Raw genomic sequence first — 25195 nt, forward strand, 5'->3', positions numbered from 1 at the left:
TCACACCCGTCTACAGGTCCAGCTCAATCACCCCGCCCGCGTCACGGGCGCGGCTTTGACATAGGATCATCGCGCCTTCGCGCTGGGCGTTGGACAGCACGAAATCCCGATGCTCCACATCCCCGGCGATGACCCCGCATTTACACACACCACAGATCCCGTCCGAACATTTTACATCCACATGCACGCCATTGGCATTCAGAATATCTGCGGCGGTCTGATCTTCGGGCACGGTAAAGGCGCGCCCATCCCTGAGTTTCAGCGTGAACGGGTGGTTTTCGTAATCCGGCAGGTCCGGCACCGAGAAATATTCCAGATGCCGCGCCTCTTGCGGGAAACCCTGCGCCTCGGCGGCCCGCATCACCGCATCCATATAGGCCTCCGATCCGCAGCAATAGACATGCCAGCCGGGCTGATAGCCGGACAGGGTGGTGTTGAAATCCGCCCGTGTGCCCTGATCGGAAAAATGCAGATGCACCCGATCCGCCCAGGGCGCACTGGTCAGGTCATTCACAAACCCGGCATCTGCGGCGCGCGAGCAGGAGTAATGCAGCGAAAAATCCCGCCCCAGCGCGTGCAGCCGGTGGGCAAAGGCAATCATCGGTGTGATGCCAATCCCGCCTCCCATCAGCAGGGTTCTGGTCGCGGTCTCATCCAATTCGAAATGGTTGATCGGTTTCGAGATGAACAGTTTGCGTCCCGGTACAAAGATGCGGTGCAGAAGGGCCGAGCCACCACGCCCGGTGTCTTCGCGCAATACGCCGATCTGATAGCTGGTGTGGTCGGCGGGATCGCCGGACAGGGAATACTGACGCAGAAATTCCGGGCTGACGAGCACGTCCAGGTGGCCGCCTGCGCTCCACCCCGGCAAAAGCGCGCCATCGGGGCGGATGAATTCGTATTTCGTGACCCTGTCGGTCATTTTCTCGACTTTTGAAACCTGCACTTCGATCACCGGCGCGTCCCCGTCGATGGTAAAGCGATGGATCATCGACAGGTCGCCCGCCGCTTTGCGGGCGCGGTATTCATCGGGTGAGATCAGGGCGTCATAAGCGGCAATCCCTGCCTCGCGATCCATCGGAAACGGATAGGGATAGGGTGGCGGCGACAGGTTGGCGGGGTAGGCGGCGAGGGTCTGATCCTCGGGTTTGAGGTCAATTTCGCGGTTGAGCCCCCGCCGGTTTACGGGGTTTTCGGTGGGGTGATACCCTCCGTCCTCGGCCAGTTCCAGATCCCACCACCATGTCTTGACCGGGTTGATCTCACCATTCCCGACCGCGTCGTCCAGTTTGGCCAAGGCCGGGGCGGCTGCGGGGAAACGGGATGCGGCCCAGCGAAACGGGGCCTGTGCAAACAGTCCCTCAAGGTTCCACGGGCAGGTCTTCATACAGCGCCCGCACATCGCCCCGCCGGGATTGGTCACGCGGTATGTGGTGCATTTCTGCGCGTCCGACTTCCAGACCTCATAGCCATTGAACATCTTTTTCGACCCGGCGGAGATCGCACCGGAGGGGCATTCGCGGGCACATTTGTTGCAGGCCTCGCAAAAGGCCTGCAGACCAAAATCGATCGGCTTGTCATGCTCCATCGGCATATTGGTTGTGACCACGCCGGATTTCAGGCGCGGGCCGAGATAGGGGTTCAGGACCACGTCGCCGATCCGTGCTACCTCACCCAGCCCGGCCAGAAGCAGGAGCGGTGGTTGCAGCACGGTTCCGTCCATCACCGTATGGGCCTTGGCCGAATAGCCAAGGTTGCGGATCTGCTGGGCGATGACCCCACCGATGAGGGCGAAGCGCAGATAGGCGCGCATCGACTGGCTGACGGCAATCCAGTCATCCCCGGAGGCGCCTTCCATCGTCTCGAATCCCTGATCGACAATCATGGAAATGGCATTGTCATGGGGGGGGTGGATCTCGGCCCCGGTCGCGTCATGGGAATACCAGCACCAGTCCGGGCAGCGTGACGTGCCCGCAGCGTCGATGCCAAGGAAATAGCTCGCTGCCCGCAGATTGTCGGCGTTGCGGCTGGCATCCTTGGGGCGGGCCCCGTCTGCTGTGGCGCCATCCTGTAGCGGCACAAACGCCCCCAACAGGCGGCGTTGGGCAAAACTTGGCCCGGATTTACGCACGTAGTGACCGCCCTTTGAGGCCTCCTGCAGCGGTTTTCCCATATCGCCGAACTGACTGCGCGCGAACATGTCGGACCGTTTCGGCACCCGCGCCACGTTGGGCTCATCAATATAGGTTGTCGGGTTGTCCACGCGCTTGAGGCGTTCAAACGGGTGCGGTCCCATATGGTAGTCTCGGTGCGCATAGGGATCACGGGTCAGGGCCGATTTCGCATGCCCCTTGCCCGGCCCGGTGCCGCCCAGCCACCATGCGGGGCCGGAGGTGGCGTGCCACGGCTGCTCGGCCATGGGCGCAAGAGGGGCGTCATGCGCCAGGTCCATATCCGTGGTCACCACGGCGACCCCAAAGCGGTTGCCCAGCCACGGGGCGACCAACTCACCGTTTTCCGCGACCGCAAGCCCCGAGGTCACGGCCAGCTGGTTCAGATCCACATCGGTTGACATCGGGCTGTGCGCCATCGCGTCAAAGCCCAGAAGGCGGATGTAATTGGCGATCACCACGGCGGTTTCCGTGCTGCGCAAACAGGCGCGGTGGTCCTGGGCATCAAGGATCCAGTCCGACCCGCGCTCATCGGGGCGTGGATCGCGCATATGTTCGACCAGAAACACGATGGCGTTGGGGTGTGACGCCCTGCGGGGGGCGCGGTCCATCGACGCCTTGAGATCGGCCATGATCACGTCGATCCCTGCGGCCAGCGTGCGGATCTCGCGGGTTTTCAGGGCGTCGGAAAGGCGGGGGATGTCGGGGTTCTGGCGAGGGGTTGACAGGCGAGCACTGTCCGGCACCGGCCCAATGCCGACCATTGAGGTGTCGAGGTAATAGCCAAAGGCTTTCAAATGGTTGGCGCGCTCCTGAAGATCCTCGGGGATGCGCCCGCGCACGGGGGTCACATCCCCATCCCGGATCGCATCCATCATCGCCTGAAATTCGCCCATGGCATTGACGATGCTTTCGGGATGTTCCGGTCGGTGAAAGGACAAGGGGGCCATGGCGGGCACGGCGGAAAGATCGGCCTGATCGGTCCGTTTCAGCCGCTCCAACGGGTAAGGTCCAAAGTGAACGGGGCGCTTTTTGTCTGAGAAGATTTTCATCAGCTGTCCTTGTCTTCCGGAGCAACAGGCGTGGCCTTCCCGCGATAGGCGGCGGTGTAGCGGTCGGGCAGGTCTTCGTCGCCATAGACACCAATCAGCACGCCAACCTGTTCGGATCCGCCTTTGCGACGCGCAAGGATCTGGTTGTCACTGACCGTGGTGCGTTGCGACATGCGTCTGGCCCAGTGATGCAGATGATCGTAGAGGATTGCGATGATTTCGGCGTGCTCTGTGCAATTGCCCAGATCGGTCAGTTCCTCGGGGTCGGTTTTCAGATCAAACAACATCGGGCGGAACCCGCCTTTGCCGCCCCCTTCTGCATGGATCAGTTTCCACCGGTCGGTGACCACCATGAACAGGCGGCAATCGCGGGGGGAAAGCCCAAGCCGGTCGGCCATGGGTGAGGTGGAATAGTCATATTCGCTGATCGCAAACTCGCGCCACGCCACGTCGTCACCGTGCAGGAGCGGCACAAGCGAGCGTCCTTCGAGGATATGATCGGCCACATCCCCACCGGCCATGTCCACAAATGTGGGGGCAAGGTCGATCTGCTCAACCAGCCTGTCCGATACCGTGCCGCGCGTGGCATCCGCCTGTGGGCGGGGATCGGCGATGATCAGCGGCACCCGGACGGAGGGATCGTGGAAGAAATCCTTTTCCCCCATCCAGTGATCGCCCATGTAATCGCCATGATCCGAGGTGAGCACAATCACCGTGTTCCCGGCCTGCCCGCTCTCATCAAGGTAATCGAGGATCCGTCCCAGATGGTCGTCACATTGCTTGATCAGCCCCATATAGGCGGGGATCACCACGTCGCGCACCTCGTCACGGGAAAAGGCGGCAGAGAGCTGGCCCTGCAGATAGGCGTCAAATACCGGATGCGCCTGTTGCCGTTCCTTTTCCGCACGCACCACGGGCTGGATATCTTCGATCCCATAGAGGTCGTGATAGGGGGGCGGCACGATATAGGGCCAGTGCGGTTTGATATAGGATAGGTGCGCGCACCACGGTCCGTCGCCCTTTCGGGTCTGCATGAATTCAATCGCCCGGTCGGTAAGCCACGGGGTTTCACTGTCTTCTTCGCGGATATTGGCGGGCTTGCCCGCGTGCATCATCAGGAAACCGGAGGCAATATCTCCGGCGTCATCAATTCCGGCATTCGCGTGATCGTGCCAGGGATTGTGGTCGGTATACCCTTTGTCGCGCAGATATGCGTTATAGGGAGAGCGTTTTGGGTCATAGAACCCGTCTGGCCCTTCGGCCCAAAGCCCGTCATCGCGGATCCAGACGTCAAACCCACATTCGCCGATGCGGGTGCCAATGACCGAATCGGGCGCCAGCCCCAGCCGCGCCATGCCCTCGGCATCCGCCTTCATATGGGTCTTGCCAATCAACCAGCACCCCATGCCGGCGCTGCGCAGGTGATCACCCATGGTCAGTTCACCGACCTTGAGCGGAAAGTTGTTGAAGGCCGCCCCATGGGACGAAACATAGCGCCCGGTATAGGTGCTCATCCGGCTGGAGCCGCAGACAGGGGACTGGCAATAGGCGCGGTCAAACCGCACCCCGCGCGCCGCCACCCGATCAAAGTTTGGCGTTTCCAGTGTCTTGTGACCGGCACAGCCCAGGTAATCAAAGCGCAGTTGGTCATACATGATGAACAGAATATTCGGGGCGGCGGGGGCCATCGCGGCACTCCTTGTTCATTGCGGATGCGACGATTTGAGCATGTGAAAAAGCCTCTGGAAAGCCAAATTGGATCCAATCGGAAAAAACATGATTTGGTTTTTGCCCGATCGGGTCGTTCCCGGCGCCCTTGATGCCGTGTTTTTCATTGCGAGCAGATGAGCTGCGGCCTATACCCGGTTCCTGACGAAGCCCATTCGGGCCAGAGAGGTTGGCTGTCGGACATCGACCCAGATAGGGGATGGAGCGCAGCATCGTCGGAACAGCGTAACGGGCGCCGTCCCTTTGCGCGTATCGGTGTCTCTTCCCTGTGCCCCAGATTTGCGAAAGGACACATGATGTCGAGAACCCTTCTTTTGTCTGTTGCAGCGATCAGCCTGACCGCTGCTCCCGCCATGGCCCATATCGGCCACGTCGGAGAAGTGGCCGGACATGGCCACTGGGGGGCAATCATCCTTCTGGGCGCCGCGGCGGCCGTAGGGCTTTGGGGGGCCTTGAAAGGGGCAAAAGGCACCGAGAAAGCCAAGGCGGATGACGCCGGGGAAGAGGCCACCGAAGAGGGTGGCGAAGAGGAACTGGTCGGAGCCTGAACGGATGAAAACCCAGCTGGATACGCAAGGTAAGAAAATCGGCGTGATGATCTGCGGTCACGGCTCTCGCAGCCAGGCCGCGGTGGATGAATTCAAGGTGCTGGCAGAGAAGCTGCCCGCGATGCTGCCCGATGACTGGATGGTCGATTACGGCTATCTGGAATTTGCCAATCCGGTGATCCGGGTGGGTTTGGACAATCTGCGTGAGGCGGGGTGTGACCGCATTCTGGCCGTGCCGGGGATGCTCTTTGCGGCGATGCATTCGAAAAACGATATCCCCACCGTGCTCAATACCTATGCCACCAAACATGGTATCGACGTCAGCTATGGGCGGGAACTGGGCGTGGACCCCAAGATGGTTGCCGCCGCCGGTGCGCGTATCCGTGACGCGGTGGAGGTTGCCAATGCCGAACATGGCGACGTGCCGCTTGAAGAAACCTGCCTGGTGGTGATCGGACGCGGCGCGTCTGACCCGGATGCCAATGCCAACGTGTCGAAAATCGCGCGTCTGCTGCAAGAAGGTATGGGTTTTGGTTGGCTTGAAGTGGGCTATTCCGGCGTGACCTTCCCGCTGGTGGAACCGTGTCTGACCCACACCGCCAAGCTGGGTTACAAGCGCGTCATCGTTTTCCCGTATTTCCTGTTCACGGGCATCCTGATCGACCGGATCTATGGCTTCACCGACCAGGTGGCCGCACGTCATCCTGACATCCAGTTCGTGAAAGCCGGTTATCTGAACGACCACGAGAAGGTGCTGGAAACCTTTGCCGAGCGGATCACCGAACAGGTCGGCGCCATGCCGCCGCCCAATTGTGGCACCTGCGGCTATCGTGATCAGATCCTGGCTCTGGATGACCCGAAAATTGCGGCGATCTCGGCCGCGGATCGTGCCAAGCACCCGGCCTTTTCCGACACCCCCCCGCCCACCTGCGTGATGTGCAAATACCGGGTTGAGGTGCTGGGGTTTGAAAGTGAACTGGGCGCGGTGCAGGAAAGCCATCACCACCATGTGGAAGGGCAGGGGGCCAACGCGCCCGGCTCAACGGTCGAGACCTGTTCGCTCTGCGATCATTTCTGCACCGGGGCGTGTCGTCTGGATATGGATCATCACCATCATCACCACCATGATCATGGGCACAGCCATGCGCATGACCATGATCACGCGCACGGCCACGATCATTCACACGATCACGCTCATGACCACACCCATGATCACGGGCACCATCACCATCATCACGACCATGATCACCACCACCCGGAATACCCCCATGCAAAACACCCGCATGGTCCGGAATCGGCGCGGGTCAAATAAACATGCGGCCTCCTTTGCAGTATGAACGTGACCCGATGGCGATCTATGCTGAGAGCTTTGCGACACTCCGTCGCGAAGCCCGGTTGGAGCGGTTCCCCGGTGGCATGGCCGCGCTGGCCACCCGTGTGATCCACGCCTGTGGCATGGTCGAAGTGGCGGACCGTCTGGCTTTTTCACAAAACGCCTATGACGCGGGCCATGAAGCCCTGAAATCCGGTGCGCCGATCTTTTGTGACTGCGAAATGGTGGGCGCGGGGATTATCCGCCGCTATCTGCCCGCCGAGAATGAGGTGATTGTCACCCTGAACGATCCGCGCACCCCGCCGCTTGCCAAAGAAATTGGCAACACGCGGTCGGCGGCTGCGGTTGAGTTATGGGCCGACAAGCTTGAAGGCGCTGTTGTGGCCGTGGGCAACGCGCCCACAGCACTTTTCCACCTGTTGGAGCTGATCGACGCGGGCGGGCCGAAACCCGCCGTGATCCTCGGCTTCCCGGTGGGGTTTGTCGGCGCTGCCGAAAGCAAAGCCGAGCTCGCCGCCAACCCGCGCGGCTGCGAATTTGTCGCCCTGCGCGGGCGCCGTGGCGGATCAGCCATCGCTTCGGCGGCCGTGAACGCTCTGGCTGCGGGCCTGCCGGAGGAGAAAGTGTGACCCCCCCCGAGATCCCTCAGCCCTGGTTGCACATCATCGGCATCGGTGAAGATGGGCTGGATGGTCTGACTCCGGCCACCCGCGCGGTGATCGAAGCTGCCGATGTGATCGTCGGGGGCAAACGCCACCACGAGATGCTGGACACCAAAGCCGAGCGCCTCGCATGGCCCTCTCCTTTTGACGCCCTGATCGGCGAGCTGGACGCACGGCGTGGGCAGACCGTGGCCGTGCTTGCCTCCGGCGATCCGCTCTGGTTTTCAGTAGGAGCCAAGATCGGGCGTCACCTTGATCCGGCCGAGATCGTTTATCACCCGCAGGTCGGTGCCTTCCAGCTGGCGGCGGCGCGGATGGGCTGGTCGATGGCGGATCTCGAAACGCTCACCGTGCATGGTCGCCCGGTTGAGCAGATGATTGCCTTCATTCAGCCCGATGCGCGCCTGTTGATCCTGACCACCGGGGCGGAAACACCCGAACAGATCGCCAGGTTCCTGACCGAGCGTGGCTTTGGCAAATCGCGCATGACCGTGCTCGCACATATGGGTGGCGAGAAAGAAGCGCGTTTTGATGGGTTGGCCGAAAGCTGGAACCATGATGTGCCCGCCTTCAACACGCTGGCGGTGGACTGTATCGCCGCCCCCGATGCGGCGCTGCTGCCCCGCGTGCCGGGTCTGGCGGATGAGCTGTTTCAATCCGACGGCACCATGACCAAGCAAGAGGTGCGCGCGGTTACGATTGCAAAACTCATGCCGATGCGTGGCGCTTTGCTGTGGGATATTGGCACCGGTTGCGGTTCGGTTGCGGTCGAATGGATGCGCGGTGCGCGCTATGCCCGTGCCATCGGGATCGAACCCAAACCCGAACGTCGTGCCATGGCCGCTGCCAACGCGCTGGCGCTGGGTGTTCCGCGTCTGGAGCTTGTCGACGGTATGGTCCCCGCCGCGCTGGAGGGCCTCGACGCGCCCGACGCTGTGTTCATCGGCGGTGGTCTGACCGAAGAAACGTTCGATGCTGCCTGGGCGGCGCTGCGCCCGCTGGGGCGGCTGGTTGCCAATGCGGTCACCATCGAAAGTGAGATGTGCCTGACCGCGCTGCACAAGAAACATGGTGGCCAACTGGTGAAACTCTCGGTGGAACGTGCCGAAGCCCTCGGGCCGCTGTCCGGCTGGAAACCGCTGCGCCCGGTCACACAATGGAGCCTGATCAAAAGATGAACGGAACCCTTTACGGGATCGGCCTCGGCCCGGGCGACCCCGAGCTGATGACGCTGAAGGCCGCGCGGCTGATTGCGGCGGCCAAAGTGGTGGCCTATCCGGCTTTGGAATGTGGCAACAGCTTTGCGCGTTCGATCGCCGCGGATCTGATCGCCGAGGGCACAGATGAGATCCGTATCCCCGTTCCGATGACGGTTGAACGTGGCCCGGCGCAGGCCGCCTATGACGCAGGCGCGGCGCAGATTGCTGAGCGTCTGGCGGCGGGCGACGATGTTGTCGTGCTGTGTGAAGGGGACCCGTTTTTCTACGGCTCGTTCATGTATCTCTTTGCCCGCCTGTCGGATCGCTTCGACTGCGAGATCGTGCCCGGCGTGACCTCGATCACCACCGTGGCCGCCCGGGCGCAGCGCCCGCTGGTGGCGCGCAACGAACGCCTGACCGTGCTGCCCGGCCCGCTGGACGAAGCTGAACTTCGGTCGCGGATTGAAGGCGCGGAGTCGGTGGCGATCATGAAGGTCGGCCGCCATCTTGCAAAAATTCGTGCGGTGATTGCCGATCTCGGCCTCACCGACAAAGCCACTTACGTGGAACGCGCCAGTCTGCCTGAAGAAGTGGTGCTGCCCCTGTCCGAGGCCCCCGAAAAGGCGCCCTATTTCTCGATGATCCTGCTTGCGAAAGGAACCGATCCATGGCTGTAACGCCTGTTGTAATTTGCCTGAATGCCTCTGGAGAGCCTCTGGCCCATAAGGTTGCCGCCCTGTTGGGGGCTCAGGTCCATGGGCGTGAAGGTCGTGTGGAAAAGGCTGATGCGTTTTTCCCAAATGCGCTGGATCATGTGCGGATGCTGTTTGCTGCTGGCACGCCGGTTGTGGGTGTCTGTGCCGCTGGTATCCTGATCCGCGCGGTTGCCCCCATTCTGGCCAATAAGCTGGCGGAACCGCCCGTCGTGGCCGTGGCCGATGACGGATCCGCCGTATTGCCGCTTTTGGGCGGGCATCGTGGCGCCAACCGTCTGGCCAGCCAGATTGCCGCTGAAATCGGCGCAACCGCCGCCGTGACCACCGCAGGCGACGTGTCGATGGGTGTGGCGCTGGATGAGCCGCCCGTGGGCTATCGTCTGGCCAATCAGAAAGACGCCAAAGAAGCCATGGCGGAACTCTTGTCCGGCGCAGGCGTGTCCATCGTGGGCGAGAACATTTTTGACATCGAAGACGCTGGCGGCTCGGTCGAGTTGGTTGTGTCCGAGGCTCCGGTTGAGACCGGCCCGACCCGTCTGGCCTATCATCCGCAACGTTTCACACTGGGCGTGGGCTGTGCGCGCAACGCAGATCCAGAAGAGCTGTGGCAGAACGTGTCCGAGCAACTGGCCGCCGCGAATATCGCCCCCGAAGCGATTGCCTGTGTGACCTCGCTGGACCTGAAGGCCGACGAACTGGCGATGAACCAACTGGCCCGCCGTCTGGGCGTGCCGTTCCGCGTGTTCTCGGCGCAGGAACTGGAAGCCGAAACCGCGCGTCTGGCCAACCCCTCGGACGTGGTGTTTGAGGAAGTCGGCTGTCATGGCGTGTCGGAAGGCGCGGCGCTGGCCGCGGCTGGTCCGGACGCCGAACTGGTTGTTCCCAAGGTCAAAACCGCCAACACCACCTGCGCCATCGCCCGTGCGCCCGAACCGATCACCGAGATGCGCGGCCGCACCCGTGGCAAGCTCTCCATCGTCTCGATCGGGCCAGGCCAGCACACATGGCGCACCCCGGAAGCCAGCCACCTTCTGCAAGAGGCCGAAGAGCTGGTGGGCTATGGCCTCTATATCGACCTGATCGGCCCGCTGGCCGCTGGCAAAACCCGGTCCGACTTCCCGCTGGGTGGCGAAGAAGACCGCTGCCGTTACGCGCTGGAACAGGCGGGCAAAGGCAAGAACGTGGCGCTGGTCTGCTCGGGCGATGCGGGCATCTACGCCATGGGCGCACTGGTCTATGAACTGCTGGACCGCTCGGAAGACGAGAAAGGCGTGAGTGATGCCGCGCGTCGGGTCGAGGTGGTGTCCACCCCCGGTGTGTCCGCGCTGCAGGGTGCAGCCGCGCGGGCTGGTGCCCCGTTGGGCCATGACTTCTGCGCCATTTCGCTCTCGGATCTGCTGACCCATCGCGAGGATATCGTGAAGCGTCTGCATGCCGCGGCCGAGGGTGATTTCGTGATTGCCTTCTACAACCCGGTGTCGATGAAGCGCCGCACCCTGCTGGCTGAGGCGCGCGACATCCTGCTGAAGCACCGCCCGGCGGACACGCCTGTCATGCTGGCGTCCAATCTGGGTCGCCCCACTGAGAACATCCGCTATCGCCGCTTGGACGAATTGCAGGTGGATGAGGTCGATATGCTGACCGTGGTGCTGGTCGGATCGTCGAACTCGCGTCTGGCGCAATTGGGCGAAGGCCCGCGTATGTTTACCCCGCGCGGCTATGCCCGCCGCATTGATGGAGATCTGTCATGACCGTCTATTTCATTGGGGCAGGCCCCGGCGACCCCGAGCTTCTGACCCTGAAAGCGCAGCGCATCATTGGCGAATGCCCGGTGTGCCTCTATGCGGGCTCTCTGGTGCCGCCGCAGGTTGTGGCTTGCGCACCCGAAGGGGCAAAGGTCATGGACACCGCGCCCATGACGCTGGACGACACCCACGCCGAAATCAAGGCCGCCCACGCGCGCGGTGAAGATGTGGCCCGTGTGCATTCCGGTGACCCCTCGCTTTATGGGGCGATTGCCGAACAGATCCGCCGCCTGAAAGCAGACGGGATCGACTACAAGGTCATCCCGGGTGTGCCCGCCTACGCAGCCGCCGCGGCGGCACTGGGGCAGGAACTCACCATCCCCGAGATTGCCCAGTCGATTGTGCTCACGCGCATGTCGATGCAATCCACCTCGATGCCCGAAGGGGAAACGCTGGAGAACTTTGCCAAGACCGGGGCCACGCTCGCCATTCACCTTGCCGTGCGCAATATGCGTGAGATTGAGCGTGTGCTGACCCCATATTATGGTGCGGATTGCCCGGTTGTCGTGGCCTATCGCGTGGGCTGGCCGGATGAGATGCTGATCCGTGGCACCATTGCCGATATCCGCAAGAAAGTGCGGGCTGAAAAGATCACCCGCACCGCGCTGATCCTCGTAGGCCCCGCCCTTAACTCCGCGCGCGACTTCAAGGATAGCGCGCTTTATGATCCATCCATCCCACATGTGCTGCGCCCTGTGGTGGGTGTGGATCTGGTGGAAGATAACAACACCTGATTGGGTCAGGCTTTGAAATGCAAAAAACGGCGCGGGCATGCCTGCGCCGTTTCCTGTTGCGGGCTTTGATGTAACGCGCTGTGGATAATTTGAAAAAATACCCAATCTGACAAAAGGTTAACTTGACCGTTACATATCTCGTGCCATGATTAACCATCCGCGATGGGAGATGGAACATGCTGGAATTTTTGCCTCAGGAAGTGCGCGACGGCCTGGAAGCCGCCCGCAAGCGCGATCTGAAAAAGAAATCACGCCTGCGTATACGGGTGAATGAAGAAGTGTTTCCCGTGTTGAAATTCTGGGAAACCGGCTTTTCCCTGGACGTCGCACGTGCCCCGCATCTGCGTGGGCTGGTTGACCTCTATGATGGCACCCGCCACCTCTATCAATGCCTGATCGTCGCTTCGGAAGAAGAGGATGGCCAGATGAAATATGAATTCAAGCGCAAGGCCGAGGCCCACGACAACGTCCCGCTGGATTTTGCGCGCGAGGACAACGCGCCTGTTGGGCTGATCACCAAAGAAGCGTAGCATTGCTATAGGCGCAGCAAGCCCCCCGCCTTGGTATCCAATCGTAAAGACCTACCATGAGTTCACTTCAAAAAGCCCGAAGCTTGCGCCCATGGTTGGTCTCTGTGGTTGTGATAAGGCCGGGGGAAATGCACTCTGAAATCCTGCTTCTGAAACGTGTGGCCAAACCGGCCGGGGTCTGGTGTCAGGTGGCTGGCAAGATCGAGTCGGGCGAAACCGCTTGGGCTGCAGCGTTGCGCGAGTTGAAAGAAGAAACCGGTCTGAGCCCGTTGGCCTTTTACAACGCCGATATCTGCGAACAATTCTATGAACCCTGGACCGATCAGATCGTGATCGCACCTGTCTTTGTGGCAATTGTCCCCAAGGGGGCTGAGGTGCGGCTCAACAACGAACATTCAGATTACGCCTGGCTTTCAAGCGAACAGGCCGTTTCCCGCGTCAGCTTTCCCGGCCAGAAACGCATGCTGCGCGAGGTGGATCTCACCTTCCTTCAATCGAACCCGGATCCGCTCCTGCAAATCCCGCTCTCCTGATTTTCCTTGCTCAAATACCTTGGGGTGAATGCGCGTATGCGCAGAGGGGCAAAGCCCCTTCGGGTTCACATCATGCGCCCTCAAACGCCGGATCAGGGCCGAATTTCCACCTCGGTCCCATCCGGCGTAATGGACCACAATTCCTCAATTTCCGCGTCCGACACGGCAATACAGCCTGCGGTCCAGTCTCCGGGTAAGGTGACAAACCGCCCCGCGCCGTTGGGTTGTCCATGGATGAAGATGTCACCGCCGGGGCTTTTCCCCATTGCCCGAGCGCGCGAGATATCCTCTGGCTGCGGGTAATCAATGCCCAGTGACAGATGATATGCGCTGCTTGGATTGCGGCGATTGATGTGAAACAGACCTTCCGGGGTCTTGCCATCACCTTCGACCTCCTTGTCGCCTTCCGGGGTAAATCCCAGGGCAATCCGATAGGTTCGCAGGGCTTCGCCCTCCCGGAACACAGTCATTTTTCGCGCAGCTTTCTCCACCAAAATCCGGTCGATCTGTCCGGAAATCGGTTCCATCAGCGGGGGGGCGGGTGGGGGCGCGAACCTGTCCCACAGGATCACCCCGATCAGGGCAATCACCGCAAGAAGGGTCAGGCGCGAAAAGAGGCGGGCGAGATGGCGCATGACGCCAAGCTCGCGCGGGACCTTGATCAGTGCAAGCAGGTTCCGGACCGGCTGTCATGCACGGGCAGGGATTTGCCGAGTGGGGCGGGCTGGGTCGCCGGGCTTATTGCAGATCCGCAAACGCGCGTTGCAGGCGCGACACGGCCTCTTCCACCCGTGCGCTTTGGGTGGCGAGGTTGACACGTTGGAACCCCTCTCCGCCGGTGCCAAAGCTCGGGCCGGGGCTGACGGCAATCCGGGCCTTATCCCGAATGCGGGCAATCACCTCGTCATGGGGCATGCCGGTGCCGGAAAAATCGACCCAGGCCAGATATGTCGACTGCAGCGGCAGCGACCGCACACCGGGGATAGCATTCACACCCGTGTCGAAAATCTCACGGTTGCGGGTCAGATGCACCAGCTGCTGATCCACCCAGTCCGCCCCTTCCGGTGAATAGGCGGCTGTGATCATGTCCACCGACAGCATCGCCGCGCCATAGTCCAGTGCCGACAGGCGCTTGCGCATGGTCTGGCGCAGATCAGGGTCGGGGATGATCATGTTGCCGGTTCGCTGCCCGGCGATGTTAAAGGTCTTTGATGCGGCTGACAGGGTGATCAGGCGGGGCAGGGCTTCGGGGGCGGCCACGGCTGTGGGCATATGGGTATGCCCTTCATAGACCAGATCCTGATGGATTTCGTCCGAGACAAGCATCAAATCATTGCGCGCGGCAAAATCCGCCACATCCCTCAGTTCCTCGGCGGTCCAGACCCGGCCCGAAGGGTTCTGCGGCGAGCAGAAGATGATCATGCGCTCATCGCCGGTCAGGCGCGATTGCGCATCCTCCAGATCCAGAACATAGGTGTCACCATCGCGCATCAGCGGGCATTCCACCACCTTGCGCCCGTTCTTGCCGATCTTCAGTGCAAATTCGTGATAGACCGGGGTGAAGATCACCACCCCGTCACCCGGTTCCGTCCAGGTTTGCAGGCAGAGCGCAATGGCGTTTCCCAACCCTTGTGAGGTGAGCACCCAATCCGGGTCCACGTCCCAGTTGTGCCGGGTTTTCATCCACCATGCCACGGCATTCAGGTAATCGGGATGGTCCCAGGAATAGCCGAAAACGCCGTGATCCGCGGCCTTGCGAATGGCCTCGATCACACAAGGCGCAGTGGCAAAGTCGCTGTCGGCTGTCCACATTGCCAACCCATCCTCGGCCGGCACACCGAAAAGCTTCTCCATCTTGTCCCATTTCGAGCAATGGGTGCCACGACGATCAATCATCGAGTCAAAAGCCTTGGGAGCGGTCTGTGCGGTGGTCATCGCGGGATATCCATTGTCTGGTTTTCTGTTCCGAGGCACGTTAAAGCGTTTCGTGCCAGGCTTGCAACAAAAGCTTGGCGCGAACTGCACGGAACCCATTGATGTTGTGGGCGTTTCGAAAACACTCGCGTCTCACGCTGATTTCGAAACGCTTGAGCGGCTTTCAATACCTGCGCAAGAGGGGGCGGGCCGAGGAAAGGCCTGAAAAGGGGTGTTTCTTTCCGATGTCAGGTCAATTGCCCCCTACCCGGCCATTGCACGCCAGCCCGGCTTGCCCTAAATCCCCCTTATGACACTGCGTAATATTCTCATTCACCCTGATCCGCGTCTGAAGAAAGTCGCCGATGCCGTTCCGGACCTGTCGGACGAGCTGCGCGTGCTGGCACAGGACATGCTGGAAACCATGTATGACGCGCCGGGCATCGGCCTGGCCGCGCCGCAGATCGGCATCTTGCAACGGCTGATCGTGATGGATTGCGTGCGGGATGACGACGAACCCGCTCAGCCAACCGTGATGTTCAACCCCGAGATCATCCGCGCTTCGGACGAGTTGAATGTCTATGAAGAGGGCTGCCTGTCGATCCCGGATCAGTTCGCAGAAGTGACCCGCCCGAAAGAGGTTGGGGTGCGCTGGCTGGATATGGATGGCAACGTGCAGGAGCGGGATTTTGACGGGTTGTGGGCGACCTGTGTTCAGCACGAGATCGACCACCTCGACGGCAAGCTGTTCATCGACTACCTCAAGCCGCTCAAACGTCAGATGATCACACGCAAAATGCAGAAGCTGAAACGCGATATTGCGCGGGGCAAGGCCTGAGCATGGTCGTGACGTCGCACCGACCCTATGTGATGTGGCCAAACAAGGTGCTGCGCAGTGTTGCGGCCCCTGTCACTGAGATCACCGATGAGATCAGCGCCATCTGGGATGAGATGATCTTTGCAATGGATGCGATGCCCGGTGTTGGGCTGGCTGCGCCACAGCTTGGGATCCCCCTTCGGTTGGCGGTGGTGGATGCGTCGGATGAACGGGGGCAGGCGATCCGCATGGCCAATCCCGAGATCCTGCATGCCTCGACCCAGTTGCGCACCCATCAGGAAGGCAGTCCGAACCTGCCCGGAGTCTGGGCGGAAATCGACCGGCCTCGGGCGGTCACAGTAAGATTTATGAACGCGGCAGGAGAGGTGGAGGAGCGCGATTTCGTGCATCTCTGGGCCACCTCGGTGCAGCACCAGATCGACCACCTCAACGGTAAAATGTATTTTGACCACCTGTCGAAGATGAAGCGGGACATGCTGGTGCGAAAGTCGAAGAAGCTCCGCTGACGGTGTGTTCCCCTCGACCTTGTCGCCTGCCGGATCTTGCCGCCTGAAGGAGAGAAACAATGCGCGTAATCTTCATGGGAACCCCGGAGTTTTCCGTCCCTGTTCTTGAGGCGCTGGTCGAGGCTGGTCATGACATTGTCGCGGTTTATTGCCAGCCGCCCCGCCCGGCAGGCCGGGGCAAGAAAGACCGCCCCACGCCGGTGCACGCACGGGCATTGGAACTGGGGCTTGAGGTGCGCCATCCGGTGTCGCTGAAAGGGGCGCAGGAACAAAATGACTTCGCCGCATTGAACGCGGATGTGGCGGTTGTGGTGGCTTACGGGTTGATCTTGCCGCAGGCGGTTCTGGATGCGCCACAGAACGGGTGTTTGAATATTCACGCATCGCTTTTGCCGCGCTGGCGTGGGGCTGCGCCGATCCACCGGGCAATCATGGCTGGGGATGCGGAAACTGGAATTTGCATTATGCAAATGGAAGCTGGCCTGGATACGGGGCCGGTTCTTTTGCGAGAAGCCATCCCTATTGGGGATGAGGAGACCACGCTGCAATTGCATGACCGTCTCGCACCGCTGGGCGCGCAGATGATCGTTAAGGCGCTGTCTAAATTGGATAAACTCACGCCGGAAGTGCAGCCGGACGAGGGTGTTATCTATGCGGAAAAGATCCTGAAGGAAGAGGCGCGGGTGAACTGGACCCGCCCGGCCATAGAGGTGGATCGCCTGATCCGCGGCCTTTCGCCGTTTCCCGGTGCAAAATGCGAGATGAATGGTGAGCAGGTAAAGCTGCTGTCGTCGCGTTTGGCGGATGGACAGGGCGCGCCCGGGCAGATTTTGGACGGTTTGACCATCGCCTGTGGTGAAGGGGCGGTAGAGATTACCCGTGCCCAGCGCCCCGGCAAGAAGCCGATGCAAGCTGCCGATTTCCTGAGAGGGGTGGAGCTTCCTGAAAGACTGGGGTGATGCTCCGGGTTCGAGGCCAAGATTTTTCAAAACTAGAAAACTAGAAAACTAGTTTTTAGGGGGTGTCTTTAAGACGGGGCACCTTCCCCCCATATATCTGTCATGAGCATATTGTTTCTGATCATTTTCGGTATTGCCGCCGGGTTCATCGCCACGCGTCTGATGGGGGTTCAGGCAGATGTTCCGACCACCATTGCTATTGGGGTGCTTGGTGCCTTGGTTGGTGGGTTGATCCTGCGCGGGTTGGCCGCACTTTTTGGGATGGCGGCTGGATTTGTCGGCGCGATCCTGGGGGCTCTGGTCGTGTTGTGGATTTATAAGACGTATTTCAGGCAATGATCTGGACGGGACCACTCTGAAAGTGGGTCAGGATACAGTTTAAACACACGGTTATTCCGAAACACCTTAACGCAGGTTAACCGGGTGTTAACCATCGTTGAGACAGTCTGGCGGTATGTTTTTCAAGGCCCCCCTCCGCGCCAGTCTGACATTGGCTCTGGTTGTGCTGATCAGCCTGCTGCAGGCCCCTGCCGCCATTTCCGGTGCATGGCCTCGCGAAAAGGGGACGTTTTTTGTCGCCATGTCCGGCAGTCAGGAATGGGGCAATTGGCTGACCTATCCCACCCTGTCCACCTATCTCGAATACGGGCTGACCGATCAGTGGACGCTGGGTGGCAAGGTTGAGGGCAATATTTACGTCGATTATTCCAACTATACGGGTATGGAGATGTCCATCAGCGATGCTGAACTTTTTGCGCGCTGGCATTTTCCGCCTGGGGGGATATGGCAAAAAGCCTTGGGGTTTACGCTTGCTGATTTGCAGGAAGATCACCTGACATTTGTCCCGAGCTTTCATATCGGACGTGGGTTTGAGACGCGGTTTGGTGGCGGGTGGCTTGATGCTTCGGCCAGGATCGAATTGGCGGCAGAGGGGAAGGGGGCAGCTTTCGGTGTGATTGCCCAGGCCGGGCTGAAGCCACATGATCGGTTCCTGGCAATGATGTCGGTGGATGCGTTTGCCGACCCGCACAATGTCTATGTCAAACTGCTGCCGTCTGTCGCCTGGGAATACAGTGCTGGCCGACATGTGCAGGTTGAATGGAGCGAAGAGGTTGCTCCGCAATCATCCGGCAAACTCAATATCGGGATCTGGATGGAGTTTTGATGAGGCGGAACGCTTTCGGCGACCTGTTTGCCGGTGGGCAAGTGGTCACTTTTTGAACGGGGCCATGCCCGCTCGGGCCAGCTCATCCGCGCGTTCGTTTTCCGGGTGGCCTGCATGGCCCTTGACCCATTGCCAGGTGACATGGTGGCGGGCCTGTGCCGCGTCCAGACGCTGCCACAGTTCGGCGTTCTTCACCGGTTTTTTGGCTGCGGTTTTCCACCCGTTTTTCTTCCAGCTGTGGATCCAGCCGGTCACGCCGTTCTTCACATACTGGCTGTCGGTCACGACGGTGATCGCGCAGGGCTTGCCCAAGGTTTCCAGCGCCATGATCGCCGCCATCAACTCCATCTGGTTGTTGGTGGTCAGCGCCTCACCGCCCTTGAGTTCACGTTCCTTGACAACTGTGCCCCCCTCCTTGGCCTGCAGCAGCGCGCCCCAGCCTCCGGGGCCGGGATTGCCAGAGCAGGCACCATCGGTATAGGCAAAAAACTCGGCCATCTGCGTGACCCCTTTCCTCAGCTTCGTGCGTGGATGACAATCCATTCGGACGACCAGCCGTCCAGACCGGCACCCGTTCCCAGAATGCGGGTGATGGGTGTAAACCCCGTCAAGGTCAACAGCTGATCCAGTTCGTCAGGCTGATAATAGCTGTAAAACCGCCCCAGACGATCACGGTTCTCTCCATTTCCGATCTTCATCCCGATATGCAAGATCCCTTGGGCTTTCAGGAGGTGTCGCAGGCGGATCAGCATGTTCGGAAACGCCGACCGGGGCAGGTGCAGCAGGCTGAAATTGGCAAAAACCCCGTCAACACAATTGGTGCCGGTGATTTCGTGAAACAGGGCCTGGCGGGCTGGCACGCCCCGCGCGATGGCTCGGGTCACCATGGCTGAGGAGCCATCAACGGCATCGATCTCAAGCCCATGCTCCAACATGGTTTTTGCGGCCAGTCCGGGACCGCATCCCAGATCCAGCACGCGTCCACCCGCAGGCATGGCGGCGATGAAATCCTTCAAGCCCGGTGTGTCTTTTGCCGCTACCCGAGCCTCATATTCAGCGGATTGGCTGTCGTAAACGCTGAGGGTCCGGGGATCTTCTGCCAAGGCCCGCTCTCCGTCCTATGCGGGTTCTCGCAAGACGCGGGGCACTTTGAACTCGATGTTCTCCTGCGCGGTTTCAACCAGCTCAACCTGCACGTTGAAACGATCCTGAAAGGCGGTGATCACCTCGTCGACCAGAACTTGCGGGGCCGAGGCGCCAGCGGTGAGGCCCACGGCGCGGATCCCTTCGAGCGACCGCCAGTCAATCTCTGACGCGCGTTGCACCAGCATCGAATAGTCACAGCCATTGGCCTTGGCGACCTCAACCAAACGGCGCGAGTTGGAGCTGTTCGGCGCCCCGATCACCAGAAGAGCGTCCACTTTTGGCGCCACCGCCTTGACCGCGTGCTGGCGGTTTGTGGTGGCATAGCAGATGTCTTCCTTATGGGGCCCGATGATGGCCGGAAAGCGGTCACGCAGGGCGGCGACAATACCGGCGGTGTCATCCACCGACAGGGTGGTCTGGGTGATATAGGCCAGCTGCTCGGGATCACGCGGTTCCAGCGTGGCCACGTCCTCGGCGGTTTCGACCAGAAGCACTTCGCCCTCGGGCAATTGCCCCATTGTGCCGATGGTTTCCGGGTGGCCCGCATGACCGATCATCACCATTTGCAGACCATTTTCAAAATGCCGTTCCGCCTCGATATGCACCTTGCTCACCAGCGGGCAGGTGGCGTCGACATAGACCATTTCGCGCCGGGTCGCCTCTTCGGGCACGGATTTGGCCACCCCATGGGCGGAAAAGATCACCGGGCGGTCATCGGGGCAGTCCTCCAGTTCCTCGACAAACACCGCGCCTTTGGCCCGCAACCCGTCCACGACAAATTTATTGTGCACGATTTCATGGCGCACATAAATCGGCGCGCCCCATTTCTCGATCGCCATTTCGACGATCTTGATGGCACGATCAACGCCTGCGCAAAACCCGTTGGGGGCGGCGAGGTAAAGGGTGAGGTCTGGCTTGGTGTTTGTGGTCATGGTGGCGCTCGTCCGGTTTGGCGGTGGGAGTGCGGGGCCGCCCGCAGTTGTGTCCGTTGTGCCGCAATTCCCCGGTGCAGGAAAGAGGCAACAAAAAAGCCGAGGCGCTGGCCCCGGCTTTTTGTTGAATTCGTATCGGATCAGTCCTCGCTCGGCCCTTCACGATCAAATTCGCGTGGGGGGCGGCCGATCACGTCCTTCAGCTCGTCCAGTTCGATGAAATTATCGGTCTGGCGGCGCAGTTCATCGGCAATCATCGGCGGCTGGCTGCGGATGGTCGAAACGACCGAAACGCGCACGCCTTTACGTTGCAGGGCGGCCACGAGCGGTTTGAAATCCCCATCCCCGGAGAACAGAACCGCGTGGTCGATATGATCCGCCAATTCCAGCGCATCCACCGTCAGCTCAATGTCCATATTACCTTTGACCTTCCGGCGACCCATCGAGTCCGTGTATTCCTTGGCCGGTTTGGTCACCATGGAGAAGCCATTGTAATGCAGCCAATCCACCAGCGGCCGGATCGGCGAATACTCGTCATTCTCCAAAAGGGCGGTGTAGTAGAACGCGCGCAGAAGTTTGCCGCGGCGCATGAATTCCTGGCGAAGAAGTTTGTAATCGATGTCAAACCCGAGAGATTTTGCGGCCGCATACAGGTTCGAACCATCGATGAACAGCGCAAGCCGTTCGTCGCGATAAAACATTTAATGTCCTTTCCAATTTTACTTCGCCAACAATTCCGTGAGTGATAATGTGAGTAGCTGTCAACGAAGTATGATGTGCAATCTAAGGTAAGAATCGGACGCTGCAAGGAGCACTTTTGGGTAAGTATAGCATAAAACGCCTTGTGGCGCTTGGAAGTAACACCAGTTCCGATCTGGTATTATCTCATGGGTTGGTTCGGGATGCCATTTTGCAACTAAAGGGCGAGGGCGTCCGAATCAATGCAATCAGCCGATTCTACCGCACGCCCTGTTTCCCGGCGGGCGCGGGGCCGGATTTCGTCAATGCAGCGATCGAGGTGCAAAGCCCGTTGTCAGACCGCGCGTTGCTGGATCTGTTTCATGAGGTGGAGGCCATGTTCGGTCGGACGCGCCCTTCGCGCTGGGCGCCGCGCAGCCTGGATATTGACCTGCTGGCCAGCGGAGAGACAATTGCGCCGAACCCGGAGGTGCTGCGTAAGTGGATCGAGCTGCCGCTTGAGGTGCAGAAACGTCAGGCGCCTGACCAGTTGATCTTGCCCCATCCGCGGCTGCAGGACCGGGGGTTCGTGCTGATTCCCTTGCTGGATATCGCACCCGACTGGTGCCACCCGTTGCTGGGAAAGACCGTGACGGAGCTTTGTGAGGCGCTGTCGGACGCTGAAAAAGCCGAAATTGTGCCAATTGAACTTGGCTGAGCCCCCTGTAACCCCCACTTTCGGCTTGTAAAGCGGCAGGCCACCCCCTAAACAGGCGGTTCACATCCCCTTGCAAGGAATGGAGCTGCACATGGCCCGCGTTACGGTCGAAGATTGCGTTGATAAGGTCCCGAACCGGTTTGAACTGGTAATGCTCGCGTCGCATCGCGCCCGCGAGATCTCGGCAGGTGCCGAAATCACGGTGGATCGCGACAACGACAAAAACCCTGTTGTTTCCCTGCGCGAGATTGCAGATGAGACCCAGACCGCCGACGAGCTGCGCGAGCGGATGATCGAAAGCCACCAGACCCAGATCGAAGTGGACGAACCGGAAGAAGACCAGATGGCGCTTTTGATGGGGGCCGAGGCCGCCGACAAGCCGGAAGACGACGACATGTCGGAAGAAAAGCTGCTGCGCGCATTGATGGAAGCGCAAGGCCAGGGCTGATTGCGGTCTTACGGGGTTACGGGGTAGGCATCGGTGGCGAGCTGGCAAGAAGAGCTTGAACATCTCGAGATTGACGGCCTGATCGACAGGATCGCCACCTATAATCCGAAATCCAATTCGAAACTGATCCGCGCGGCGTTTGAATTCGGCGCGCAGGAACATTACGGTCAGTATCGCCATTCGGGTGATCCCTATTTCACCCATCCGTTCGAAGTGGCGGAAATCCTGGCGGATATGCAGCTGGATGATGCAACCATCATCACGGCCCTCTTGCATGACACGATCGAAGACACCGGCGCGACCTATACTGCGGTGGCCGAAATGTTTGGCCGCGAGGTGGCCGAACTGGTGGATGGCGTGACCAAGCTCACCAATCTGCAGCTTTCCAGCTCTGAGACCAAACAGGCGGAAAATTTCCGCAAACTGTTCATGGCAATGTCAAAGGACATGCGGGTCATTCTGGTCAAGCTGGCCGACCGTCTGCACAATATGCGCACGATCCGCGCGATGCGCCCGGACAAACAGGTGCAGAAATCCCGCGAAACCATGGATATCTACGCGCCGCTGGCCGGTCGCATGGGGATGCAATGGATGCGTGAAGAGCTGGAGGATCTGGCGTTTCATGTGCTCAATCCCGAAGGGCGCAGTTCGATCATGCGCCGCTTCCTGCGGCTGCAGAAGGAAAGCGGTGATGTGATCGAGAAGATCACCGGTGACCTGCGTCACGAACTGGCCGTGGCCGGCATTCAGGCCGAAGCCTTTGGCCGGGCGAAGAAACCCTTTTCGATCTGGCGCAAGATGCAGGAGAAGGATCAGGGATTTTCGCGCCTCTCTGATATCTACGGTTTTCGCGTGGTCACGCTGGATGAGGCGGATTGCTATCGTGTGCTGGGGGTGGTGCACCAGCGCTGGCGCGCCATTCCGGGCCGGTTCAAGGATTACATCAGCCAGCCCAAGTCAAACGGCTATCGCTCGATCCACACCACGGTGTCGGGGCGCGATGGCAAACGGGTTGAGGTGCAGATCCGCACCCAGCAGATGCACGAAGTTGCCGAAACCGGTGTGGCGGCGCATTGGTCCTACCGGGACGGGCAGCGGGTGGAAAACCCCTTTGCGGTGGACCCGGCGAAATGGATCGCCTCGCTGACGGAACGGTTTGAAACCGCCGATGATCATGATGAGTTCCTCGAGCATGTGAAGCTCGAAATGTACTCGGACCAGGTGTTCTGTTTCACCCCCAAAGGGGAAGTGGTGAAACTGCCGCGCGGGGCGACGCCGCTTGATTTTGCCTATGCCATTCACACCCGGATCGGGGACCGCTGCGTCGGCGCCAAGGTGGATGGTATCCGCGTGCCGCTCTGGAGCCGCCTCAAGAACGGTCAGTCGGTGGTGATCATGACCGCCGAGGGGCAGACACCGCAGGCCACCTGGATCGACATCGTGGTCACCGGGCGCGCCAAGGCCGCCATTCGCAAATCCCTGCGCAGCGAAGACCGCGAGCGGTTTGTCCGCCTGGGTCGTGAACTGGCCCGTGTGGCCTTTGAAAGCGCCGGACGCAAAGTGACCGATCGCGCCCTGATGACGGCTGCCAAGCAGCTGCGGCTCGACAGTGAGGTCGAGCTTCTGGCGCGGCTTGGATCGGCTGAGCTGCAAGCCCGGGACGTGCTGCATATCCTGTATCCCGAAGCCAGCGAAACCGAAGACATGATCGACGGTGACGCGGTTGTCGTGGGGTTGGAAACCGGGCAGGCGTTCAAGCGCGCGCAATGTTGTCAGGCGGTGCCGGGGGAACGGATCGTCGGCATCACCTATCGGGGCAAAGGGGTGCTGGTGCACGCCATTGACTGTGATGCGTTGGGTGAGCTGGAGGATGAGAGTTCGCGCTGGGTTGACCTGCAATGGGCGCCGGGAAACCACCCGCCGATCCATACTGTCAGCCTGAAAATGACCATTTCCAATGATGCAGGCGTGCTTGGGCGCATTTGCACGTTGATCGGTGAGCAGAAGGCCAATATCTCGGACCTGAAGTTCCTTGATCGCAAGCCGGATTTCTATCGCCTGCTTGTGGATGTGGATTTACGCGATATTGAACATTTGCACGCCGTTATGCTGGTGCTCGAAGCTGACAGCGACGTGGCCTCTATCAAACGTTACAGGGATCTTGATCGCAAGCCGTGATGCGGCCGCCGCCATCTTAAACCGCCAGCCTGAAAGGGGCCCGCCTTGTTCAAAAGAAACCCACGTTCCTACCTGCGGATTGTGGCAGAGTTCTTTTACCCGCGCGGGGGGTGGTATCGGGCGGCACGTTATGTGATCCACCGCGTGCGTCGCCTGCCGGATCCGGCACATCGGATATCCCGTGGGATTGCGGCGGGGGTGTTCACCTGCTTTACGCCGCTGTTCGGGTTGCATTTTGTCATCGCGGCCACGCTTGCCTGGATCATGCGCGGCAATATTCTGGCGGCACTTCTGGCAACCTTTGTGGGCAACCCTCTGACCTTCCCGCTGATAGCAGAGCTGTCCCTCAGTCTGGGCAACACCATGCTGGGATCACCGCAAAGTATCCACCTGCCCGCAGTCATGGCCGCTTTTGGCGGGGCCACCAGTGATATTGGATCAAATTTCTTTGCCATCTTCACCGGGGCAGATTGGGACTGGTCTCAGTTCGATTACTTCTACCACCGGGTGTTTCTGCCCTATTTGGTGGGGGGGATTGCGCCAGGTGTTCTGGCCGGGCTGGTGGGCTATTTTCTGTCGAACCCGCTGATCCACGCCTATCAGCGTCGCCGGATCAAGAAGCTCAGGGCAAGATATGAAAAACGGCTGGCCGAACGGATTTCCCGGGCTGGCGATAAGGACGAAATCAGGTAACACTTGGCG

Annotated in this window: 27 protein-coding genes; 18 read left to right on the plus strand and 9 right to left on the minus strand. The window is 60.3% G+C overall.

What is annotated here, in order from left to right; all coding sequences use genetic code 11:
- Positions 1-10 precede the first annotated feature (10 nt).
- From K3J57_RS00860 to K3J57_RS00870, 3 genes are read right to left on the minus strand one after another with little or no spacing between them, the layout of a single operon-like run.
- Positions 11-3223 carry a reductive dehalogenase gene (locus tag K3J57_RS00860; protein ID WP_259796735.1) on the minus strand — a complete coding sequence of 1071 codons (3213 nt, stop codon included), beginning with the start codon at positions 3221-3223 and terminating at the stop codon, positions 11-13.
- Positions 3223-4911, minus strand: a complete 1689-nt coding sequence (locus K3J57_RS00865) for a sulfatase-like hydrolase/transferase (protein ID WP_259796737.1) — start codon at positions 4909-4911, stop codon at positions 3223-3225. The genes K3J57_RS00860 and K3J57_RS00865 overlap by 1 nt, the downstream gene beginning before the upstream one ends.
- Positions 4871-5164 carry a hypothetical protein gene (locus K3J57_RS00870; protein WP_173485917.1) on the minus strand — a complete coding sequence of 98 codons (294 nt, stop codon included), beginning with the start codon at positions 5162-5164 and terminating at the stop codon, positions 4871-4873. Before K3J57_RS00870 ends, K3J57_RS00865 begins: the two co-directional genes overlap by 41 nt.
- An 83-nt stretch (positions 5165-5247) precedes the next feature.
- Here K3J57_RS00870 and K3J57_RS00875 point away from each other — a divergent pair, with 83 nt between their 5' ends.
- From K3J57_RS00875 to K3J57_RS00915, 9 genes are all read left to right on the plus strand, one after another.
- Positions 5248-5499 carry a DUF6732 family protein gene (locus K3J57_RS00875; protein ID WP_259796738.1) on the plus strand — a complete coding sequence of 84 codons (252 nt, stop codon included), beginning with the start codon at positions 5248-5250 and terminating at the stop codon, positions 5497-5499.
- Positions 5500-5503: 4 nt separating this feature from the next.
- The gene (locus tag K3J57_RS00880) at positions 5504-6811 is read left to right on the plus strand and encodes a sirohydrochlorin chelatase (RefSeq protein WP_259796739.1); all 1308 of its coding nucleotides are present in this window, start codon (positions 5504-5506) and stop codon (positions 6809-6811) included.
- Between the two features lie 2 nt (positions 6812-6813).
- The gene (locus K3J57_RS00885) at positions 6814-7461 is read left to right on the plus strand and encodes a precorrin-8X methylmutase (protein ID WP_259793483.1); all 648 of its coding nucleotides are present in this window, start codon (positions 6814-6816) and stop codon (positions 7459-7461) included.
- An 11-nt stretch (positions 7462-7472) separates the two neighbouring features.
- Positions 7473-8672: a precorrin-6y C5,15-methyltransferase (decarboxylating) subunit CbiE gene (gene cbiE, locus K3J57_RS00890; protein ID WP_259797708.1), complete on the plus strand. Its 1200-nt coding sequence runs from the start codon at positions 7473-7475 to the stop codon at positions 8670-8672.
- The gene (cobI, locus tag K3J57_RS00895) at positions 8669-9370 is read left to right on the plus strand and encodes a precorrin-2 C(20)-methyltransferase (protein WP_259793484.1); all 702 of its coding nucleotides are present in this window, start codon (positions 8669-8671) and stop codon (positions 9368-9370) included. The genes cbiE and cobI overlap by 4 nt, the downstream gene beginning before the upstream one ends.
- Positions 9361-11160 (plus strand): precorrin-3B C(17)-methyltransferase, encoded by a 1800-nt coding sequence (gene cobJ, locus K3J57_RS00900; protein WP_259796740.1) that lies wholly within the window; start codon positions 9361-9363, stop codon positions 11158-11160. Before cobI ends, cobJ begins: the two co-directional genes overlap by 10 nt.
- A complete protein-coding gene (gene cobM, locus K3J57_RS00905; protein WP_173485911.1) occupies positions 11157-11948 on the plus strand; it encodes a precorrin-4 C(11)-methyltransferase in 792 nt (263 codons plus the stop codon). The genes cobJ and cobM overlap by 4 nt, the downstream gene beginning before the upstream one ends.
- A 176-nt stretch (positions 11949-12124) precedes the next feature.
- Positions 12125-12478, plus strand: coding sequence for a hypothetical protein (locus tag K3J57_RS00910; RefSeq protein WP_055187763.1), 354 nt, complete (start codon positions 12125-12127; stop codon positions 12476-12478).
- A gap of 128 nt (positions 12479-12606) precedes the next feature.
- Entirely contained in the window at positions 12607-13011 is a 405-nt protein-coding gene (locus K3J57_RS00915; protein WP_235477248.1) for an NUDIX hydrolase, read from the plus strand.
- 92 nt (positions 13012-13103) lie between these two features.
- On the opposite strand, the gene K3J57_RS00920 is transcribed toward K3J57_RS00915, so the two are convergent.
- Together K3J57_RS00920 and K3J57_RS00925 are read right to left on the minus strand one after the other, a co-directional pair.
- Positions 13104-13646 carry a L,D-transpeptidase family protein gene (locus K3J57_RS00920; RefSeq protein WP_259796741.1) on the minus strand — a complete coding sequence of 181 codons (543 nt, stop codon included), beginning with the start codon at positions 13644-13646 and terminating at the stop codon, positions 13104-13106.
- Positions 13647-13749: 103 nt separating this feature from the next.
- Positions 13750-14946 (minus strand): MalY/PatB family protein, encoded by a 1197-nt coding sequence (locus K3J57_RS00925; RefSeq protein WP_259796743.1) that lies wholly within the window; start codon positions 14944-14946, stop codon positions 13750-13752.
- 289 nt (positions 14947-15235) lie between these two features.
- On the opposite strand from K3J57_RS00925, the gene def (K3J57_RS00930) reads away from it, so the two are divergent.
- The 5 genes from def (K3J57_RS00930) (at position 15236) to K3J57_RS00950 (ending at position 18393) form a co-directional block, all read left to right on the plus strand.
- Positions 15236-15763 carry a peptide deformylase gene (def, locus tag K3J57_RS00930; protein WP_055187771.1) on the plus strand — a complete coding sequence of 176 codons (528 nt, stop codon included), beginning with the start codon at positions 15236-15238 and terminating at the stop codon, positions 15761-15763.
- Between the two features lie 2 nt (positions 15764-15765).
- A complete protein-coding gene (gene def / locus K3J57_RS00935; protein ID WP_259796745.1) occupies positions 15766-16269 on the plus strand; it encodes a peptide deformylase in 504 nt (167 codons plus the stop codon).
- A gap of 59 nt (positions 16270-16328) precedes the next feature.
- Positions 16329-17228, plus strand: a complete 900-nt coding sequence (fmt, locus tag K3J57_RS00940) for a methionyl-tRNA formyltransferase (RefSeq protein WP_259793488.1) — start codon at positions 16329-16331, stop codon at positions 17226-17228.
- Positions 17229-17330: 102 nt separating this feature from the next.
- A complete protein-coding gene (locus K3J57_RS00945; RefSeq protein WP_259776443.1) occupies positions 17331-17567 on the plus strand; it encodes a GlsB/YeaQ/YmgE family stress response membrane protein in 237 nt (78 codons plus the stop codon).
- Positions 17568-17682: 115 nt separating this feature from the next.
- A complete protein-coding gene (locus K3J57_RS00950) occupies positions 17683-18393 on the plus strand; it encodes a hypothetical protein (RefSeq protein WP_259793489.1) in 711 nt (236 codons plus the stop codon).
- Positions 18394-18438: 45 nt separating this feature from the next.
- Here the strand turns inward: K3J57_RS00950 and rnhA are convergent, their stop codons facing one another.
- From rnhA to K3J57_RS00970, 4 genes are all read right to left on the minus strand, one after another.
- Positions 18439-18891, minus strand: coding sequence for a ribonuclease HI (gene rnhA, locus K3J57_RS00955; RefSeq protein WP_259793490.1), 453 nt, complete (start codon positions 18889-18891; stop codon positions 18439-18441).
- Between the two features lie 17 nt (positions 18892-18908).
- Positions 18909-19496, minus strand: a complete 588-nt coding sequence (locus K3J57_RS00960) for a class I SAM-dependent DNA methyltransferase (protein ID WP_259793491.1) — start codon at positions 19494-19496, stop codon at positions 18909-18911.
- Positions 19497-19511: 15 nt separating this feature from the next.
- Positions 19512-20471 (minus strand): 4-hydroxy-3-methylbut-2-enyl diphosphate reductase, encoded by a 960-nt coding sequence (ispH, locus tag K3J57_RS00965; RefSeq protein ID WP_259793492.1) that lies wholly within the window; start codon positions 20469-20471, stop codon positions 19512-19514.
- Positions 20472-20611: 140 nt separating this feature from the next.
- Positions 20612-21172 (minus strand): LabA-like NYN domain-containing protein, encoded by a 561-nt coding sequence (locus tag K3J57_RS00970; RefSeq protein WP_259773820.1) that lies wholly within the window; start codon positions 21170-21172, stop codon positions 20612-20614.
- Positions 21173-21288: 116 nt separating this feature from the next.
- Here K3J57_RS00970 and folK point away from each other — a divergent pair, with 116 nt between their 5' ends.
- The 4 genes from folK to K3J57_RS00990 all read left to right on the plus strand — a co-directional run bounded on the left by folK (position 21289) and on the right by K3J57_RS00990 (position 25186).
- Complete coding sequence (gene folK / locus K3J57_RS00975) at positions 21289-21867, plus strand: 2-amino-4-hydroxy-6-hydroxymethyldihydropteridine diphosphokinase (RefSeq protein ID WP_259793493.1); 579 nt, start codon at positions 21289-21291, stop codon at positions 21865-21867.
- Positions 21868-21958: 91 nt separating this feature from the next.
- Positions 21959-22315: a DNA-directed RNA polymerase subunit omega gene (gene rpoZ / locus K3J57_RS00980; protein ID WP_173485898.1), complete on the plus strand. Its 357-nt coding sequence runs from the start codon at positions 21959-21961 to the stop codon at positions 22313-22315.
- A 69-nt stretch (positions 22316-22384) separates the two neighbouring features.
- Positions 22385-24493 (plus strand): RelA/SpoT family protein, encoded by a 2109-nt coding sequence (locus K3J57_RS00985; protein ID WP_259774826.1) that lies wholly within the window; start codon positions 22385-22387, stop codon positions 24491-24493.
- 45 nt (positions 24494-24538) lie between these two features.
- On the plus strand, positions 24539-25186 hold the full coding sequence (locus tag K3J57_RS00990) for a DUF2062 domain-containing protein (protein WP_259776449.1): 648 nt from the start codon (positions 24539-24541) through the stop codon (positions 25184-25186).
- Positions 25187-25195: the final 9 nt, after the last annotated feature.

The organism is Aliiroseovarius crassostreae (assembly GCF_025137635.1).
In the GTDB taxonomy this organism is placed as follows: domain Bacteria; phylum Pseudomonadota; class Alphaproteobacteria; order Rhodobacterales; family Rhodobacteraceae; genus Aliiroseovarius; species Aliiroseovarius crassostreae.